This is a genomic window from Nonomuraea pusilla (assembly GCF_900109355.1).
Taxonomy (GTDB): Bacteria; Actinomycetota; Actinomycetes; order Streptosporangiales; family Streptosporangiaceae; genus Nonomuraea; species Nonomuraea pusilla.
On the sequence record NZ_FOBF01000010.1, the window covers coordinates 229,336 to 243,763 of the forward strand.

Here is a 14,428-nt window from a genome sequence, read left to right on the forward strand (position 1 = left end):
GGAGGCTCTTTGTCCACTGACGCCGGCCCGAAGGCCGCGGAGGAGACCGACCGGCCGTACGGCTTACCCGGCAAGCCGCTCGCCCGGGGCCCGTTCCTGTTCGGGCTGGTCGGCGGCCTCGGCGTGCTGACCGCCATCGCGATCGCACAGATGATCGTCAGCTCGCTCAGCACGATCATCCTGGTCGTGGTGGCGATGTTCCTGGCCGTCGGCCTGAACCCGGCCGTGGAGACGCTGCAGCGGCGCGGGCTCAAGCGGCGGCTCGCCATCTCGATCGTCTTCGCCGGCGTGATCGTGGCGTTCGCGCTGTTCGGGCTGGCCGTGGTGCCGCCGGTGAGCAAGCAGCTCAGCGAGTTCGTCGCGGCCGTGCCCGGTTACCTCACCGACCTGGGCAACCACCCCACGCTGCGCAGGCTCGACGCCGACTACCAGATCCTGCCGCAGCTGCGCACGTTCGTGACGACGACCCTCGGGCCGTCGCTGGCCAGCGGCATCATGGGCGCGGGCCTCGTGGTGCTCAACGGCGTGTTCACCACGGTGACGCTGCTGGTGCTCATGCTGTACTTCCTCGGCTCGCTGCACACGATCAAGGACTACCTGCTCAAGCTCGTGCCGGCGTCCCGCCGGGACCGTACGCGGGCCATCAGCGAGCAGGTCCTCACCGGCATCGGCGGGTACGTCGCCGGCAACGTCCTGATCTCGGTCATCGCGGGCGTGCTGACCTGGATCTTCCTGTCGATCGTGGACGTGCGTTACGCGCTGGCCCTCGCCCTGGTGGTGGCGCTCACCGACCTGGTCCCGCTGGTCGGCGCCACGATCGGCGCGGTGCTCGTGACGGGCGTGGCGCTGCTGCAGTCGCTGCCCGCCGGCATCGCGTGCGCGATCTTCTTCGTCGTCTACCAGCAGATCGAGAACTACGTCATCTACCCGAGGGTGATGAAGCACTCGGTGGACGTGACGCCCGCGGTGACGGTGATCGCGGCGCTGTTCGGCGGCGCGCTGCTCGGCATCGTCGGGGCGCTGCTGGCCATCCCGGTGGCCGCCGCGATCGCGCTGATCATCCGAGAGATCGTGCTGCCTCGCCAAGATCGCTGCTGAGGAACGCGGTGACGGCCGCGTTGAACGCCTCGGGCTGCTCGACCGCGCTGAGGTGCCCGGCCTTCGGGATGACCTCCAGCCGGCCCTCGGGCGCGGCCTGCGCCATGGCCTCGGCGTCGCCGCGCGGCGCGAGCTCGTCCTCCTCTCCCACCAGGACGAGGGCCGGCGCCTTCAGCGCGGCGAGCGTGGGGAGGGAGTCGGGCCTGGCGGCCATGGCCCGCTGCGCCCAGGCGACCGCCGCGGGCGGCGCGGCCTGCACCAGCCCCTTGACCCGGCCGAACACCATGGCCCGCCGCTCCTTCGTGGTGGGCCCGACCAGCGTCGGCAGCACCTCGCGGACCAGCACGTCGCTGCCGCCGTCGAGGGCGGCGCGGGCGATGCGCTCCCTGTTCTCCCTGGCGGCGGGCGGGTCGGGGGTGGCCTTGGTGTCGGCGAGGATCACGCCGAGCACCCGGTCGGGGTGGCGGCGGCAGAAGGCCATGGTGACGTAGCCGCCCATCGACAGGCCGCCGACGACGGCCCGGTCGACGCCCTCGGCGTCGAGCAGCGCGGCCACGTCGTCGGCCATCAGGTCGATCGACGGGTCGTCCTCGCCGAGCCGTGACCCGCCGAACCCGCGCAGGTCGGGGGTGATGACCCGGCAGCTCCTCGACAGCCCCTCGCGCTGGGCCAGCCACATGGCCGACGACAGCGGGAAGGCGTGGAGGAGCACCACTGGGAGCCCTGTGCCGGCCGATCTCGAGTAGAGCTGCACGGACCACACGGTAGCCGGGTTCGGGGCGACAATCACTCCGGGCACATGCCGATATACCCCTTAAGTGCGAGCCGTACGGCCGAGAACCCCCTCAGACGGCGGTGGCGCCGCCGTCGACGAACAGGACCTGGCCCGTCACGTACGCCGCCGCCGGGGAGGCGAGGAAGACGGCCGGGTACGCCATCTCCTCCGGCGTGCCCCACCGCCGCATCGGCACGCTCGCCACGGTCGCCGCGCTCGCCGACTCGTCCTCCCACAGGCTCCTGTTGAGGTCGGTGGCCGTCCACCCGGGGCACAGCGCGTTCACCCTGACGCCGGCCTGCGCCCACTCCACGGCGAGCGTCTTGGTCAGCGCCACCAGGCCGGCCTTGGCCGCCGCGTACGGCGCCAGGAAGGGCGCGCCGAGCGCCGCCACGGACGCCACGTTGATCACCGAGCCCCCGCCCCTGGACAGCAGGTGGCCCGCCACGGCGTGGCAGACCGCCATCGCCGAGTCGAGGTTGAGCCGCATCAGCTTGTCCCAGCCGGACAGCCGAAGGTCCTTGAACTCGACGAGGAAGTTGGAGCCTCCGGCGTTGTTGACGACGACGTCGAGGTGGCCCAGCGCGTCGATCACGGCGTGGACGGCCCCGGCGGCGGCCTCCCTGTCAGTGAGGTCGGCCGGGACCACCACGGCCCGCCGGCCGCGCGCCTCGACCTCCTTGGCCACCTCGGCCAGGGTCTCGGCCGACCGCGAGACCAGCGCGACGTCGGCGCCCGCCTCGGCGTAGGCGAGCGCGATCGCGCGCCCGATGCCCTTCGACGCCCCGGTGACCAGAGCCTTCTTCCCGCTGAGAGCGAACGCGTCCACGCCAGGCCTCCTCCGTACGGACCGAACGCGATTCTAAGAGACGTCGGTCGGCAGCGGCCAGGCTTCGGGGTTGACCCGCTTGACGATCTCGTTCAGCACGATGCGGACGTACGGCTCGCCCACCCACAGGTGCTTGGCGCCCTCGACCCCGATGACCTCGGCCTGCGGCACCCTGGCGAAGCGCTTGCGCGCCTCGTCGGGCCGCAGGTAGTCGTCGAACTCCGGCACCAGCACCACCAGCGGGCGGCCGAAGCGCGCCCAGGCGTCGAGGTCGTCGTCGGTGGCCCTGTGCAGGGGCGGCGACAGCAGGATCGCGCCCTCGACCAGCGGGTCGTGCGCCCACTTGAGGGTGAGCTCGGTGCCGAACGACCAGCCGACCACCCAGACCCTGGGCAGGTCCTCGAACTCGGCGTACTCCAGGGCGGCGGCCACGTCGAACCGCTCGCCCTCTCCCCCGTCGAACGCCCCCTCGGACGTGCCGCGCTCGGAGGAGGTGCCGCGGGTGTTGAAGCGCAGCACGGCCAGGTCGGCGAGCGCGGGCAGCCGGTTGGCGGCCTTCTTGTAGACGTGGCTGTCCATGAACCCGCCATGGGTGGGCAGCGGGTGGAGGGTCACCAGCGTCGCCACCGGCGGGCGGTCGAGGGGCAGGGCGAGCTCGCCGACCAGGGTCAGGCCGTCGGCGGTGTGCAGCTCGATCGGCTCTCGCCTGGCAGGCAGCACGGTGGCCGCGCGAATCTCCAACGTCTTCCCTTTCGTACGGGCTTCGGGGTCAGTAGCGGCTGCGGCCGGGGCCGCGGTCGAGTCGCTTGCGCCAGCAGCCGGAGTGCCAGTGGCGGCGCTCCTCGTCTCCGCCCGGCCAGTTGGGCCAGGAGACGAGGTGCGGCTGCCCCGTGCGGATCTCCTGGTCGCACCCGGGGCAGCGGTAGTCCTTCGTCGAGGACGCGCCCGTCAGCATGCGGACCTTCCACTCCCCGTCCGGCCACTCCTCGACGGCGTCCATGCCGCGGGGGAAGCCGAAAGGCCGGGAGGATTCCCTGTGCCGGGCGCGGCGTGGGCTCATGCGCGGGGGAAGGTGTCGAGGCCCGCGGCGACCAGTTCGTCGAGCAGCGGGGCGGGGGCGAAGGCGTGCTCGCGGTACTCGGCGTAGAGCGCCCGCAGCCCGTCGCGGACCTTGGCCAGCCCCAGGCGCTCCATCATCTCGAACGGCCCTTCGGCGTACCCGCAGCCCAGGCGCATCGCCAGGTCGATGTCGGCGATCGAGGCGTAGCCGGAGTCGTACATGCGCACCGCGTCGTTCAGGTAGGGGTAGAGCAGCGCGTCGGCCACGAAGCCCGCCCGGTCCCTGCAGCGTACGGGGGTCAGGCCGGCGACCTTCATCAGGCCGGCCGCGGCGACGGCGGAGTGGTGGGCGGTGAGCGCGGTGACGGCCAGCTCCGCGACCCGGCCGCCGACGACGTGGACGCCGACGAGCTTGGAGCAGGCGGTGCGCCGGGCGGCGTGCTCGATGACCGGCCGGTCGGCGAAGTGCAGCACGACGTCCGGGTCGTCGGAGGTCTTGTACCCGGCGACGCGCAGCCGCTCGGCGAGCACCTCGCACCCCTCTCCCGCCACCGCGAACGTGATGACGGAGGACTTCTCCGGGTCGCGGTGCGCCCGCTCCTCGCCGTAGAAGCCGCGGCCGGTCTTCCGGCCCAGCAGCCCGGCGGAGACCATCTCGCGCAGCAGCGGCGCGGGCGCGTGGCGGCGGTCGCGGGTCTCGTCGAACAGCACGCACATCGTCTCGTACGCCGTGTCGAGCCCGATCAGGTCGAGCACCGCGAACGGCCCCATCGGCATGCCGACGCCGAGCCGCATCGCGACGTCGATGCCCTCGCGCTCGGCCACGCCCTGGTCGAGCAGCTGCGCGGCGTGGTTCAGGTACGGCAGCAGCAGCCGGTTGACCAGGAACCCGGCCCGGTCGCCGACCGTCACGGGCGTCTTGCCCAGGCGGCCCGCCAGCTCCACGACGGCGGCGAGGACGCCGGGCGCGGTGTGGACGGTGCGGATGACCTCGACCAGCCGCATGACGGGCGCCGGGTTGAAGAAGTGCAGCCCGACGACCCGTTCGGGGCGGGAGGTGGCGGCGGCGATGGCCGTGACGGACAGCGAGGAGGTGTTGGTGGCCAGCACGGCCTCGGGCTTGCAGACGGCGTCGAGGTCCTGGAAGAGCGGGATCTTGCAGGACATGACCTCGGGGACGGCCTCGATGACGAGGTCGGCGTCGCGCAGGTCGCGGCGGGCGGTGGTGAGGGAGACGCGGCCGAGGACGGCCTCGCGCTCCTCCGCCGTGAGCTTGCCGCGGTCGACCGCGCGCTGGGTGGACGCCTCCAGGTAGCGGCGTCCGCGGGCGAGGGCCTCGGCGTCGGCCTCCACCCCGATCACTCGGAGGCCCGCGCGGGCGAGGACTTCGGCGATGCCGGAGCCCATGGTGCCCAGCCCGAGCACTCCCACCATTTCAAACGCCATACTTCCAGTTTTCCAGAGCCACTAAGGTGGATCGTCATGCGGTTGGTCATCGCGCGATGCAGCGTGGATTACGTCGGACGGCTCACGGCGCACCTGCCGATGGCGCCGCGGTTGGTGCTCATCAAGGCGGACGGCAGCGTGTCGATCCACGCCGACGATCGCGCCTTCAAGCCGCTCAACTGGATGAACCCTCCCTGCAAGCTGAAGGAGGAGGGCGAGACCTGGACGGTCACCCACGGCAAGACCGGCGAGAAGCTGGTCCTCACCATGGCGGAGATCCTCCACGACTCCAGCCACGAGCTGGGTGTCGATCCGGGGCTCATCAAGGACGGCGTCGAGGCCCACCTGCAGGAGCTGCTGGCCGAGCACATCACGACGCTGGGCGACGGCTACACGCTCATCAGGCGTGAGTACATGACGGCGATCGGGCCCGTCGACATCCTGTGCCGCGACGGCGGGGGCGCGACGGTGGCGGTCGAGATCAAGCGGCGCGGCGAGATCGACGGCGTCGAGCAGCTCACGCGCTACCTCGAGCTGCTGAACCGCGACCCGCTGCTGGCCCCGGTGCGCGGCGTCTTCGCCGCCCAGGAGATCAAGCCGCAGGCGCGCGTGCTGGCCGCCGACCGCGGCATCGACTGCGTCACGCTCGACTACGACGCGCTGCGCGGCATCGAGCCGGAGAACCCCACCCTGTTCTGACCTGGGCTCTCCCCGTGGAGAGTGCCTTGCAGGAGCGCCGCCCGGCCTCGGGTCCGCGGCGGCGCTTCGCCGTGCCCGCGTGAAGCCTGTGCCGTTCACCCGGGCCTGCCGGACTTGAGCGGCTGATCAGACTTGTCACGTTCTTGCACGGCTGACGTAAGAGATAAACTATGCACCCTTTCCCAAATCCGATCATCCGTCCATAATTGTGTGCTCTGGGGGCCACGATCATGTTGGACGGGTGGAATGTGAACCGGTCTTACCGGGGAATGTCAGCCGAGCAAAGGCTGGCAGACAGACGCGAGCGGCTGATGACGGCCGCGTACACGCTATACGCCAAGCCGGGTTTCGCGGCGACGACCATCGAAAGGCTGTGCTCGGAGGCGAGGATCTCCAACCGCGCCTTCTACGAATGTTTCGGCGGCCGCGAGGAACTCCTCCAAGCCCTGCACGAACGGTGCGTCGAGGAAGGGCTCGCCGCGGTCGCCAAGGCGTTACGCGAGGCGCCCGCCGCCCTGGAGGCGAAGGCCAGGGCGGCGATCCGCGCGTACATCGAGTTCGTCACCGGGGACTGGCGCCGGGCCCGCATCATGCACGTCGAGGTGCGCAGGTCGGGCGACATCCTCGCGCACTCGCGGCAGCGGGCCGTGGACGCGTTCGCCAGGCTCCTCGAAGAGGCGGCGGGGGATTTGCCCGCGCCCGGCCCCGCGAATCGCCGCCTGGTGACCCTCGGGGTCATTGGAGCGCTACAAGAGCTGCTCATCGAATGGCTGCTGTCGGCCGATCCGCCGGAGGTCGAGGAACTCGTGAGTGCCGCCGTCCACATCTTCGGCAGGACGCTCGGCTCCGCATGACGCCGATGCTGCGATTACATCTCGTACTGACGGGGTGAAAATCGCTTTTCGGGCGGTTTCTGAATGGTCAGGAGGCCGGGAAAGGTGACAGCCGAAATGGCGGCGAAAGGGGCGGACGGCGGCTGATCACCCTCCGCCCGATATCGACGCTCAGGCCACGGCGGCGGCGGGAACCTCCACGTGCAGGACCCGATTCAGCCGGGTCACCGCGAGGACCCGCATGATCCGCGGTGGCACCCCCCGAAGGACGAGGCGGCGTTGCGCGCTCAGCGCGCGCCGATGCGTGCCCACGAGCACGCCGAGACCCGTGGCGTCGATCATCTCCAGTTTCGAGAGATCGAGGATCAGGTCGCCGTGCCCGGAGTCGACCGCCTCGTGCAGGCGTTCCCGCACCCCGGCAGAGGTGCCCGCGTCGAGCCTCGTGCCGATCCGCACCACCTGGGCCTTCGGATTGCCCCGGACGCGCATGCCACCTCCTCAGATGTGCTGCGACAGTACCCCTACCCCTGGTCACGCACTTGTCGCCGGAAGACGCCGACTTTTTCCCCTACCCACTCAGCGGGAGTGACACCACCGCGTTCAGGAGGAACTCGCCGTCGCCCACGGGACGCGCGCTCACGGCCCCGCCCAGCGCGGCCAGCCGCTCCCCCATGCCGCTGAGCCCGCTGCCCAGGTCGGCCACCTGCCGCCGCACCACCCCGTCGTTGCGCACCGACAGCTCCGCCTCCTCCTCGGTGAAGCGCAGCGTGATGTCGCAGAACGTCGCGGCGCTGTGCTTGAGCACGTTCGTCACCGCCTCGCGCACCGCGTACGCGAACACCGGCGCCACCCCGTCCGGCAGATCCCTGTACGGCAGCCGCACCCGGCAGCGCACCCCCGCCGCCTCCAGCACCGACCTCACGCTCTCCAGCTCCGCGGACAGGTCCAGCTCGCGGTAGCCGCGCACCGCCTGGCGCAGCTCCTTCAACGCCTTCCTGGTGAGCGTGTTCACCTCGGTCATCTCCGCCCTGGCGGCGTCGAGGTCGGCGCCGGTCAGGCGCACCGCCAGCTCCGTCTTCACCGCTATGGCCGACAGCTGGTGACCCACCAGGTCGTGCAGGTCGCGGGCGAACCGCAGCCGCTCCTCGGCGACCGCCAGCCTGGCGTGCGCCTCGCGGCCCTCGTGCGCCTGGACGGCCAGCGTCCAGATCCAGTTCCACATGCGGTTCGACGGCGGCAGGACCGCGCACCACAGCGCGTACACCACCATGGAGAGCCACGGGCCCGGCAGGCCCTCACTGCCAGGCCCCGACACCAGGGCCAGGGTCACGCACACCGCGAACGTCCCCAGCGACAGGAGCACGGCCGCGCGGGCCCCCACGCCGAGCACCGCGACCGACAGCCACACCATCGGGACGAAGCCCCACCCGACCGGCTCCGCCCCGCCGAGGCCCGCCGCCAGCACCGCCAGCGCACCCATCACCGCGATGATCCTGGCCGGGCGCCGCCCGTCCAGGATCGCGGTGACGGATCGCGGGTACAGGGCGCTGAAGGCGGCGCCCGCGACCAGGGCGAGCACGACGCGCGGCCACCACAGCCGGCCCTCGGAGAGTGCGAGCGTCGACCCGGCCGCGACGACCACCCACATCACGACCAGGCCGGAGATCAGCATGTGCCAGGTGAAGCGCCGTGCCCGCCTCATGGCGTCCATCGGCGGCCGCTACCTCTGGCTCAGCACCTGGCGGATCTTGAGCCTGGCGCCGGTGCGCAGCACCGCGCGCCGGTAGACGGTGGCGCCGAGCGCCAGCGCGCCCGCCACCGCCAGCGCCATGACCGCCGCCGAGCCGGCGACCTCCCACAGCGGTATCTCCGTCGCCGCCATCCGCACCGGCATGACCATCGCGGAGAACGGCGGCACCCAGGACAGCACGGCCGCCAGCGTGCCGTTCGGCTCGTTGGCCGCGAAGAACGCCACGAAGTAGGTGCCCATCAGCGCCATCATCAGCGGGTTCATGACGCTGCCCACCTCCTCCTGCCGCGACACCAGCGAGGCCAGCGCCGCCGCGAGCGTGGCGTAGAACACGTAGCCCAGGAGGAACCACACGAGGACGCCGACGACGATCCCCGTCATGCCCGGAGGGAAGTCCACGACCAGGCCCGACACCGTCGCCGCGCCGAGGCCTCCGCACACGATGACGACGAGGTTGATCAGGCCCACCACGCCCAGACCGGCGATCTTGCCGCCCAGGAGCTGCCACGGCTTCATCGACGACAGCAGGATCTCCACGATCCTGCTGCCCTTCTCCTCGACCACGCCCATCGCGACCATCATCATCTGGCCCACGAGCGTGAAGAAGAGCAGGAACGTCAGCGTCGTCGCCATGCCGCCGCGGGCCGCGTCGTAGCGGGCGTCGGCCCGCACCGCCTCCGTCTGCAGCGGCGGCACCCGCACCCCCTGGGCGTCGAGCTTCATCTCCCGGTTCGCCACCTGCAGCAGCACGCCCAGCCGCTCGTCGAGCTCGCCCTCGGACAGCACCTTCGAGCCGTTCACCACGACCGCGTCGGCGTCGCCGTCGAGCAGCGCCTTCCTGGCCGCCGCCTCGTCCGGGTACGTCCGCCACTCCACCGTCGCCCCCTGCGGCGCCGTCACGGGCAGCCGCTGGGAGTTGACCACCCCCAAGGTGTACGAGTCGGGCCCGCCGAACAGCTTCGGCGCGAACGCCAGCGCCGCGACCAGCACCGCGCTGACCAGCAGGCCGATGACGAACGTCCGCGACCGCACCTGCGTGACGATCTCACGCCTGGCCACCAGCATCAGCTCGTTCACGCCACTGCCTCCTTGAAGATATCGGTGAGGGTCGGCTGCTCGACGCCGAAGTACTCCACGCGGCCCGCCTTGAGCGCGCGGCGCAGGATCTCCTGGTCGTCCGCGTCCACGGCCCGCAGCTCGTGCCTGTCGCCCGCCACGGTCACCGTGCCGGGCAGGCCGTCGGCCCAGCCGGGCGCCGGGTCGCGCACCACCACGCGGAGCGTGCCGCCCTCGGCGCTCCGCAGGCCGGCCACCGTGCCGGCCGCCACCATGCGGCCCGACGAGACGATGCCGACCGAGTCGCACAGCCGCTCGACGAGTTCGAGCTGATGACTGGAGAAGATCACGGGCACGCCGCCCCTGCAGCGCTCCTGCAGCACGGCGACCAAGGCGTCGACGGCGATGGGGTCGAGCCCGGAGAACGGCTCGTCCAGCACCAGCAGCTCAGGGTCGTGCACCAGCGCCACGGCGAGCTGCACCCGCTGCTGGTTGCCCAGCGACAGCGCCTGCACCGCGTCACCCCGGCGCTCGGTCAGCCCGAGCCGCTCCAGGAGGTCGGCCGTGGCCTTCCTCGCCGCGGAAGGGCCGAGCCCGTGCAGCCGCCCGAAGTACTCGACCTGCTCGGCGACCGACATCTTCTGATACAGGCCACGCTCCTCCGGCATGTAGCCGAAACGCCTGCGGTCGGCGTGCTCCAGGGGCCTGCCCTTCCACGCCACCGACCCGGAGTCGGCCTCCAGCACCCCCATGACGATCCGCATCGTCGTCGTCTTGCCGGCCCCGTTCGCGCCGACGAACCCGAACATCTCGCCCGGCTGTACGGCGAAGCTGATCCCGTCCAGGGCCACCTTGCCGTCGGGGGCGTCCGGGCCGCCCGCGAAACGCTTGCGCAGATCGCTGAGTTCGAGCATCAGGTCCTCTCCTTCGTCATGGCCTCCATGGTGGCCCGGACGGCACAGGCGCTGTAGTCGGAAGAATCACCGGTCGGACATGCGCACCGCACCCGTCGCCGATGACATTTGTCATGTCGGCCGCCGGGCGTGACATCCTGGGGCCATGACCCGCGCAGACAAGGACAAGCCGGTCGTCCTCTCCCGCATCTACACCCGCGCCGGCGACGACGGCACGACCGCGCTCAGCGACATGAGCCGCACCTCGAAGACCGACCCGCGACTCGCCGCCTACGCCGACGTCGAGGAGGCCAACGCCCACCTCGGCGTGGCACTGTCGCACGGCACGCTGCCCGCCGAACTGGCGCAGGTGCTGTCACGCGTCCAGAACGAGCTGTTCGACCTCGGCGCGGACCTCGCCACGCCCGTCAAGGAGAACCCCGAGTTCCCGCCGCTGCGGGTGGAACAGTCGTACATCGACTGGCTGGAGGAGCAGTGCGACCGGTTCAACGCCGGGCTCAAGCCGCTGCGCAGCTTCATCCTGCCCGGCGGCGACCCCGCCACGGCCGCGCTGCACGTCGCCCGCGTCACCGTACGCAGGGCCGAACGCACCACCTGGGCGGCGCTGCAGGAACACGCCGACATGAACCCGCTCACCGCGAAGTACCTGAACAGGCTCTCCGACCTGCTCTTCATCGCCTGCCGGGTGGCCCACGCCGGCGACGAGATCCTCTGGAGGCCCGGCGGCACCCGCTGAACGGTCAGGCCACGTCGAGGTACGCGCTCGGCGGCGCCGCCTCCAGCCAGGACAGGAAACCCGTCAGCGCGTCGGCGCTCATCGCCAGCGAGATGCCGCTCGTGGTGCCCGAGCAGTCGATCGCGTAGAGCCCGCCGTCGAGCTCCCTGCGGGCGGAAACAATCAGGCCGCGCCTCGCGATCGCGTGGCGCGGCCTGATACGGACGCCTATGAGCGGGATCCAGTGGAGCTCCCCGTCGGCATAGCGGGCGATCCCGCTCCGCCAGCTCCGGTCACCCGCACGGAGACGACACGGTACGCTGCCGCGCGTGCGCGACAGCAGCACCGCCCGTACGACCACGAGGGCGGCCAGCAGCGTCACGAACGTCAGTACAGTCGCCACCATGCCGCCCCCTAGGCTCGTTGACTCTGATTAAACCTCTTCGCCTGCCGCACGCAGCCGGGCCCTGGCACGCTTGGCCTCGATCGCGGCGTCGACGTCTTCCTGGTTGGCCTCGATCGAAGCCTGGGCCCGGTCGAGAGCGTCACGGGCCGCCGCGACGTCGACCTCGGAACCGAGCTCGGCCACCTCGGCGAGCACGGACACCTCGTTGTCGGCCACGGAGATGAACCCCCCGTGCACGGCCGCGACCAGGTCCCCCTCGCCTTCCCGCTTCACGCGCAGCACGCCGCCCTCGACGAGGACGCCGAGCACGGGTGCGTGTTGCGGCATAATACCGATCTCGCCGTCCACGGTCTTGGCAATCACCATGTCGGCCTCGCCCGACCAGATCTCACGCTCGGGTGAGACAACCCCTACGCGTAGCTTCGCCACTTATGTAGGTTCCTTTCCGATCAGATGGTGGCACGGCCGGCGGGCCGTGCCACCACCGTGGGGCGATCAGCGGCTCTCGAGTTCCTTGGCCTTGGCCACGGCCTGGTCGATGCCGCCGACCATGAAGAACGCCTGCTCGGGCAGGTGGTCGTACTCACCGGCGCACAGACCCTTGAAGGAGGCGATCGTCTCGTCCAGCGGGACGTTCTCGCCCGGCTGGCCGGTGAACGCCTCGGCGGCGTACATCGGGTGCGACAGGAACCGCTCGATGCGGCGGGCCCGCTGCACGATGACCTTGTCCTCCTCGGACAGCTCGTCGATGCCGAGGATCGCGATGATGTCCTGGAGCTCGCGGTACTTCTGCAGGATCCGCTTGGTCTCCTGGGCCACCCGGTAGTGCTCCTCGCCCACGATCTGCGGGTCGAGGATGCGGGAGGAGGAGTCGAGCGGGTCCACCGCGGGGTAGATGCCCTTCTCCGAGATCGGCCGGGAGAGAACGGTCTGCGCGTCGAGGTGCGCGAACGCGTTGTGCGGCGCCGGGTCGGTGATGTCGTCGGCGGGCACGTAGATCGCCTGCATGGAGGTGATCGAGTGACCGCGCGTCGAGGTGATGCGCTCCTGGAGCACACCCATCTCGTCGGCCAGCGTCGGCTGGTAACCCACCGCGGACGGCATGCGGCCGAGGAGGGTGGAGACCTCCGAACCGGCCTGCGTGAAGCGGAAGATGTTGTCGATGAAGAGCAGCACGTCCTGCTTCTGCACGTCGCGGAAGTACTCCGCCATCGTCAGCGCCGACAGCGCGACCCGCAGACGGGTGCCCGGCGGCTCGTCCATCTGGCCGAAGACGAGGGCGGTGTCCTTGAGGACGTTCGCCTCCTCCATCTCCAGCCAGAGGTCGTTGCCCTCACGGGTGCGCTCGCCCACGCCGGCGAACACCGAGGTGCCACCGAAGTTGCGGGCGACGCGGCGGATCATCTCCTGGATGAGGACGGTCTTGCCGACGCCGGCGCCGCCGAACAGGCCGATCTTGCCACCCTGCACGTACGGGGTGAGCAGGTCGATGACCTTGATGCCCGTGGCGAGCATCTCGGTGCGCGACTCGAGCTGGTCGAACGCCGGGGACGGACGGTGGATGCCCCACCGCTCGGAGACCTCCAGCGACGCCTTGGGGACGTCGAGGGGCTCGCCCAGCGCGTTCCACACGTGGCCCTTGACGACGTCGCCGACCGGCACCGAGATCGGCGCGCCGGTGTCGACGACCGCGGCGCCGCGGACGACGCCGTCGGTGGGCTGCATGGAGATGGCCCGCACGAGGTTGTCGCCCAGGTGCTGCGCGACCTCCAGCGTGAGGGTCTTGGTGTCGTCGCCGAGCGTCACGTCGACGGTCAGCGCGTTGTAGATGTCGGGCATCGCCTCGACGGGGAACTCCACGTCGACGACGGGCCCTGTGACGCGAGCCACGCGGCCGGTGCCGGCCGACGGGGTCTCAACGGTCTCAACAGCCTCTGCAGTCATTTCACTCTTTCCCCGCTGCGGCGTCAGCCAGCGCGTTGGCGCCACCGACGATCTCGCTGATTTCCTGGGTGATCTCGGCCTGGCGAGCCTGGTTCATCTGCATGGTGAACACGCGGATCAGCTCGTTGGCGTTGTCCGTGGCGGACTTCATGGCGCGACGGCGCGCCGCCTCCTCGGAAGCGGCCGACTGCAGCAGCGCCGTGAAGATGCGGGACTCCACGTACCGCGGCAGCAGCGACTCGAGGACGTCGCCCGCGGTCGGCTCGAACTCGAAGTACGGCGGGATCGTCGTGGTGTCCGTCGCCTCGGTCTCCTCGACCTCCAGCGGCAGGACGCGCTTGACGACGACGTTCTGCGTGAGCATCGAGACGAACTCGGTCGAGACGATGTGGATCTCGTCGATGCCGTTCTCGTCCTTGAACGAGTCGATCAGCGTCTCCGCGACTTCCTTGGCGTCGGCGTAGGCCGGCTTCCTGGAGAAGCCGACCCACTGCCCACCCATCTGACGCGCGCGGAAGCTGTGCCAGGTGACACCCTTGCGGCCGGTGACGAACGGCACGACCTCCATGCCGCGCCCGGCCAGCAGGCCGCGCAGGGCCTCGGCCTCGCGCAGCACGTTCGCGTTGAAGCCGCCGCAGAACCCGCTGTCGCTGGTGACGATGAGCACGCCCGCCTTGCGGGGGTTCTCCTTCGCCACCGTCAGCGGGTGGTCGACGCTCGCCGCGTTGCTGACGACGCCGGTGACGGCGCGCGTGATCTCGCGCTCGTACGGCAGCGCCGCCTGCATCCGCTGCTGCGCCTTCACGATCCGCGAACTGGCGATGAGCTCCTGGGCGCGCGTGATCTTGGCGGTCGACTTGACCGACCTGATCCGCCGCCTCAGCAGCCTGAGCTGGGCACCCAT

The 14,428-nt window shown here is 70.8% G+C and carries 17 protein-coding genes; 4 read left to right on the plus strand and 13 right to left on the minus strand.

What is annotated here, in order from left to right; all coding sequences use genetic code 11:
- Positions 1-9 precede the first annotated feature (9 nt).
- On the plus strand, positions 10-1,098 hold the full coding sequence (locus BMX74_RS22275) for an AI-2E family transporter (RefSeq protein WP_055507005.1): 1,089 nt from the start codon (positions 10-12) through the stop codon (positions 1,096-1,098).
- Here the strand turns inward: BMX74_RS22275 and BMX74_RS22280 are convergent.
- The 5 genes from BMX74_RS22280 to BMX74_RS22300 form a co-directional block, all read right to left on the minus strand.
- On the minus strand, positions 1,058-1,852 hold the full coding sequence (locus BMX74_RS22280) for an alpha/beta fold hydrolase (protein WP_055507521.1): 795 nt from the start codon (positions 1,850-1,852) through the stop codon (positions 1,058-1,060). The two genes, BMX74_RS22275 and BMX74_RS22280, sit on opposite strands and share 41 nt — an antisense overlap.
- A gap of 91 nt (positions 1,853-1,943) precedes the next feature.
- On the minus strand, positions 1,944-2,702 hold the full coding sequence (locus BMX74_RS22285) for an SDR family NAD(P)-dependent oxidoreductase (protein WP_091102485.1): 759 nt from the start codon (positions 2,700-2,702) through the stop codon (positions 1,944-1,946).
- Positions 2,703-2,735: 33 nt separating this feature from the next.
- Positions 2,736-3,443 carry an alpha/beta hydrolase gene (locus BMX74_RS22290; protein WP_055507001.1) on the minus strand — a complete coding sequence of 236 codons (708 nt, stop codon included), beginning with the start codon at positions 3,441-3,443 and terminating at the stop codon, positions 2,736-2,738.
- Between the two features lie 28 nt (positions 3,444-3,471).
- On the minus strand, positions 3,472-3,702 hold the full coding sequence (locus tag BMX74_RS22295) for an ATP/GTP-binding protein (RefSeq protein WP_256257122.1): 231 nt from the start codon (positions 3,700-3,702) through the stop codon (positions 3,472-3,474).
- Positions 3,703-3,758: 56 nt separating this feature from the next.
- Complete coding sequence (locus tag BMX74_RS22300) at positions 3,759-5,207, minus strand: 3-hydroxyacyl-CoA dehydrogenase (RefSeq protein ID WP_091102490.1); 1,449 nt, start codon at positions 5,205-5,207, stop codon at positions 3,759-3,761.
- 36 nt (positions 5,208-5,243) lie between these two features.
- Here BMX74_RS22300 and nucS point away from each other — a divergent pair, with 36 nt between their 5' ends.
- Both nucS and BMX74_RS22310 read left to right on the plus strand, forming a co-directional pair.
- Complete coding sequence (gene nucS, locus BMX74_RS22305) at positions 5,244-5,906, plus strand: endonuclease NucS (RefSeq protein ID WP_055506995.1); 663 nt, start codon at positions 5,244-5,246, stop codon at positions 5,904-5,906.
- A gap of 269 nt (positions 5,907-6,175) precedes the next feature.
- Entirely contained in the window at positions 6,176-6,760 is a 585-nt protein-coding gene (locus tag BMX74_RS22310; protein WP_055506993.1) for a TetR/AcrR family transcriptional regulator, read from the plus strand.
- Between the two features lie 150 nt (positions 6,761-6,910).
- On the opposite strand, the gene BMX74_RS22315 is transcribed toward BMX74_RS22310, so the two are convergent.
- From BMX74_RS22315 to BMX74_RS22330, 4 genes are all read right to left on the minus strand, one after another.
- Positions 6,911-7,228 carry an STAS domain-containing protein gene (locus BMX74_RS22315; RefSeq protein ID WP_055506991.1) on the minus strand — a complete coding sequence of 106 codons (318 nt, stop codon included), beginning with the start codon at positions 7,226-7,228 and terminating at the stop codon, positions 6,911-6,913.
- A gap of 79 nt (positions 7,229-7,307) precedes the next feature.
- Positions 7,308-8,441 (minus strand): sensor histidine kinase, encoded by a 1,134-nt coding sequence (locus tag BMX74_RS22320; protein WP_218154013.1) that lies wholly within the window; start codon positions 8,439-8,441, stop codon positions 7,308-7,310.
- Positions 8,442-8,459: 18 nt separating this feature from the next.
- Positions 8,460-9,566: an ABC transporter permease gene (locus BMX74_RS22325; RefSeq protein ID WP_091102494.1), complete on the minus strand. Its 1,107-nt coding sequence runs from the start codon at positions 9,564-9,566 to the stop codon at positions 8,460-8,462.
- On the minus strand, positions 9,563-10,459 hold the full coding sequence (locus BMX74_RS22330; RefSeq protein ID WP_091102496.1) for an ABC transporter ATP-binding protein: 897 nt from the start codon (positions 10,457-10,459) through the stop codon (positions 9,563-9,565). Before BMX74_RS22330 ends, BMX74_RS22325 begins: the two co-directional genes overlap by 4 nt.
- 145 nt (positions 10,460-10,604) lie before the next feature.
- Between BMX74_RS22330 and BMX74_RS22335 the strand changes: the two genes are divergently transcribed.
- A complete protein-coding gene (locus BMX74_RS22335; RefSeq protein WP_091102498.1) occupies positions 10,605-11,195 on the plus strand; it encodes a cob(I)yrinic acid a,c-diamide adenosyltransferase in 591 nt (196 codons plus the stop codon).
- Positions 11,196-11,199: 4 nt separating this feature from the next.
- On the opposite strand, the gene BMX74_RS22340 is transcribed toward BMX74_RS22335, so the two are convergent.
- The 4 genes from BMX74_RS22340 to BMX74_RS22355 all read right to left on the minus strand — a co-directional run bounded on the left by BMX74_RS22340 (position 11,200) and on the right by BMX74_RS22355 (position 14,428).
- Complete coding sequence (locus BMX74_RS22340; RefSeq protein WP_055506981.1) at positions 11,200-11,580, minus strand: DUF2550 domain-containing protein; 381 nt, start codon at positions 11,578-11,580, stop codon at positions 11,200-11,202.
- A 27-nt stretch (positions 11,581-11,607) separates the two neighbouring features.
- Positions 11,608-12,009: a F0F1 ATP synthase subunit epsilon gene (locus tag BMX74_RS22345; protein WP_055506978.1), complete on the minus strand. Its 402-nt coding sequence runs from the start codon at positions 12,007-12,009 to the stop codon at positions 11,608-11,610.
- Between the two features lie 66 nt (positions 12,010-12,075).
- Positions 12,076-13,524 (minus strand): F0F1 ATP synthase subunit beta, encoded by a 1,449-nt coding sequence (gene atpD, locus BMX74_RS22350; protein ID WP_055506976.1) that lies wholly within the window; start codon positions 13,522-13,524, stop codon positions 12,076-12,078.
- A 1-nt stretch (position 13,525) separates the two neighbouring features.
- Entirely contained in the window at positions 13,526-14,428 is a 903-nt protein-coding gene (locus BMX74_RS22355; protein WP_055506974.1) for a F0F1 ATP synthase subunit gamma, read from the minus strand.

Bases quoted from the DNA above. Each gene is read 5' to 3' on its own strand.
- BMX74_RS22295 (WP_256257122.1), bottom strand. From the start codon at position 3,702: ATGGACGCCGTCGAGGAGTGGCCGGACGGGGAGTGGAAGGTCCGCATG.
- BMX74_RS22300 (WP_091102490.1), bottom strand. From the start codon at position 5,207: ATGGCGTTTGAAATGGTGGGAGTGCTCGGGCTGGGCACCATGGGCTCC.
- nucS (WP_055506995.1), top strand. From the start codon at position 5,244: ATGCGGTTGGTCATCGCGCGATGCAGCGTGGATTACGTCGGACGGCTC.
- BMX74_RS22310 (WP_055506993.1), top strand. From the start codon at position 6,176: ATGTCAGCCGAGCAAAGGCTGGCAGACAGACGCGAGCGGCTGATGACG.
- BMX74_RS22315 (WP_055506991.1), bottom strand. From the start codon at position 7,228: ATGCGCGTCCGGGGCAATCCGAAGGCCCAGGTGGTGCGGATCGGCACG.
- BMX74_RS22320 (WP_218154013.1), bottom strand. From the start codon at position 8,441: ATGAGGCGGGCACGGCGCTTCACCTGGCACATGCTGATCTCCGGCCTG.
- BMX74_RS22330 (WP_091102496.1), bottom strand. From the start codon at position 10,459: ATGCTCGAACTCAGCGATCTGCGCAAGCGTTTCGCGGGCGGCCCGGAC.
- BMX74_RS22335 (WP_091102498.1), top strand. From the start codon at position 10,605: ATGACCCGCGCAGACAAGGACAAGCCGGTCGTCCTCTCCCGCATCTAC.
- BMX74_RS22340 (WP_055506981.1), bottom strand. From the start codon at position 11,580: ATGGTGGCGACTGTACTGACGTTCGTGACGCTGCTGGCCGCCCTCGTG.
- atpD (WP_055506976.1), bottom strand. From the start codon at position 13,524: ATGACTGCAGAGGCTGTTGAGACCGTTGAGACCCCGTCGGCCGGCACC.
- BMX74_RS22355 (WP_055506974.1), bottom strand. From the start codon at position 14,428: ATGGGTGCCCAGCTCAGGCTGCTGAGGCGGCGGATCAGGTCGGTCAAG.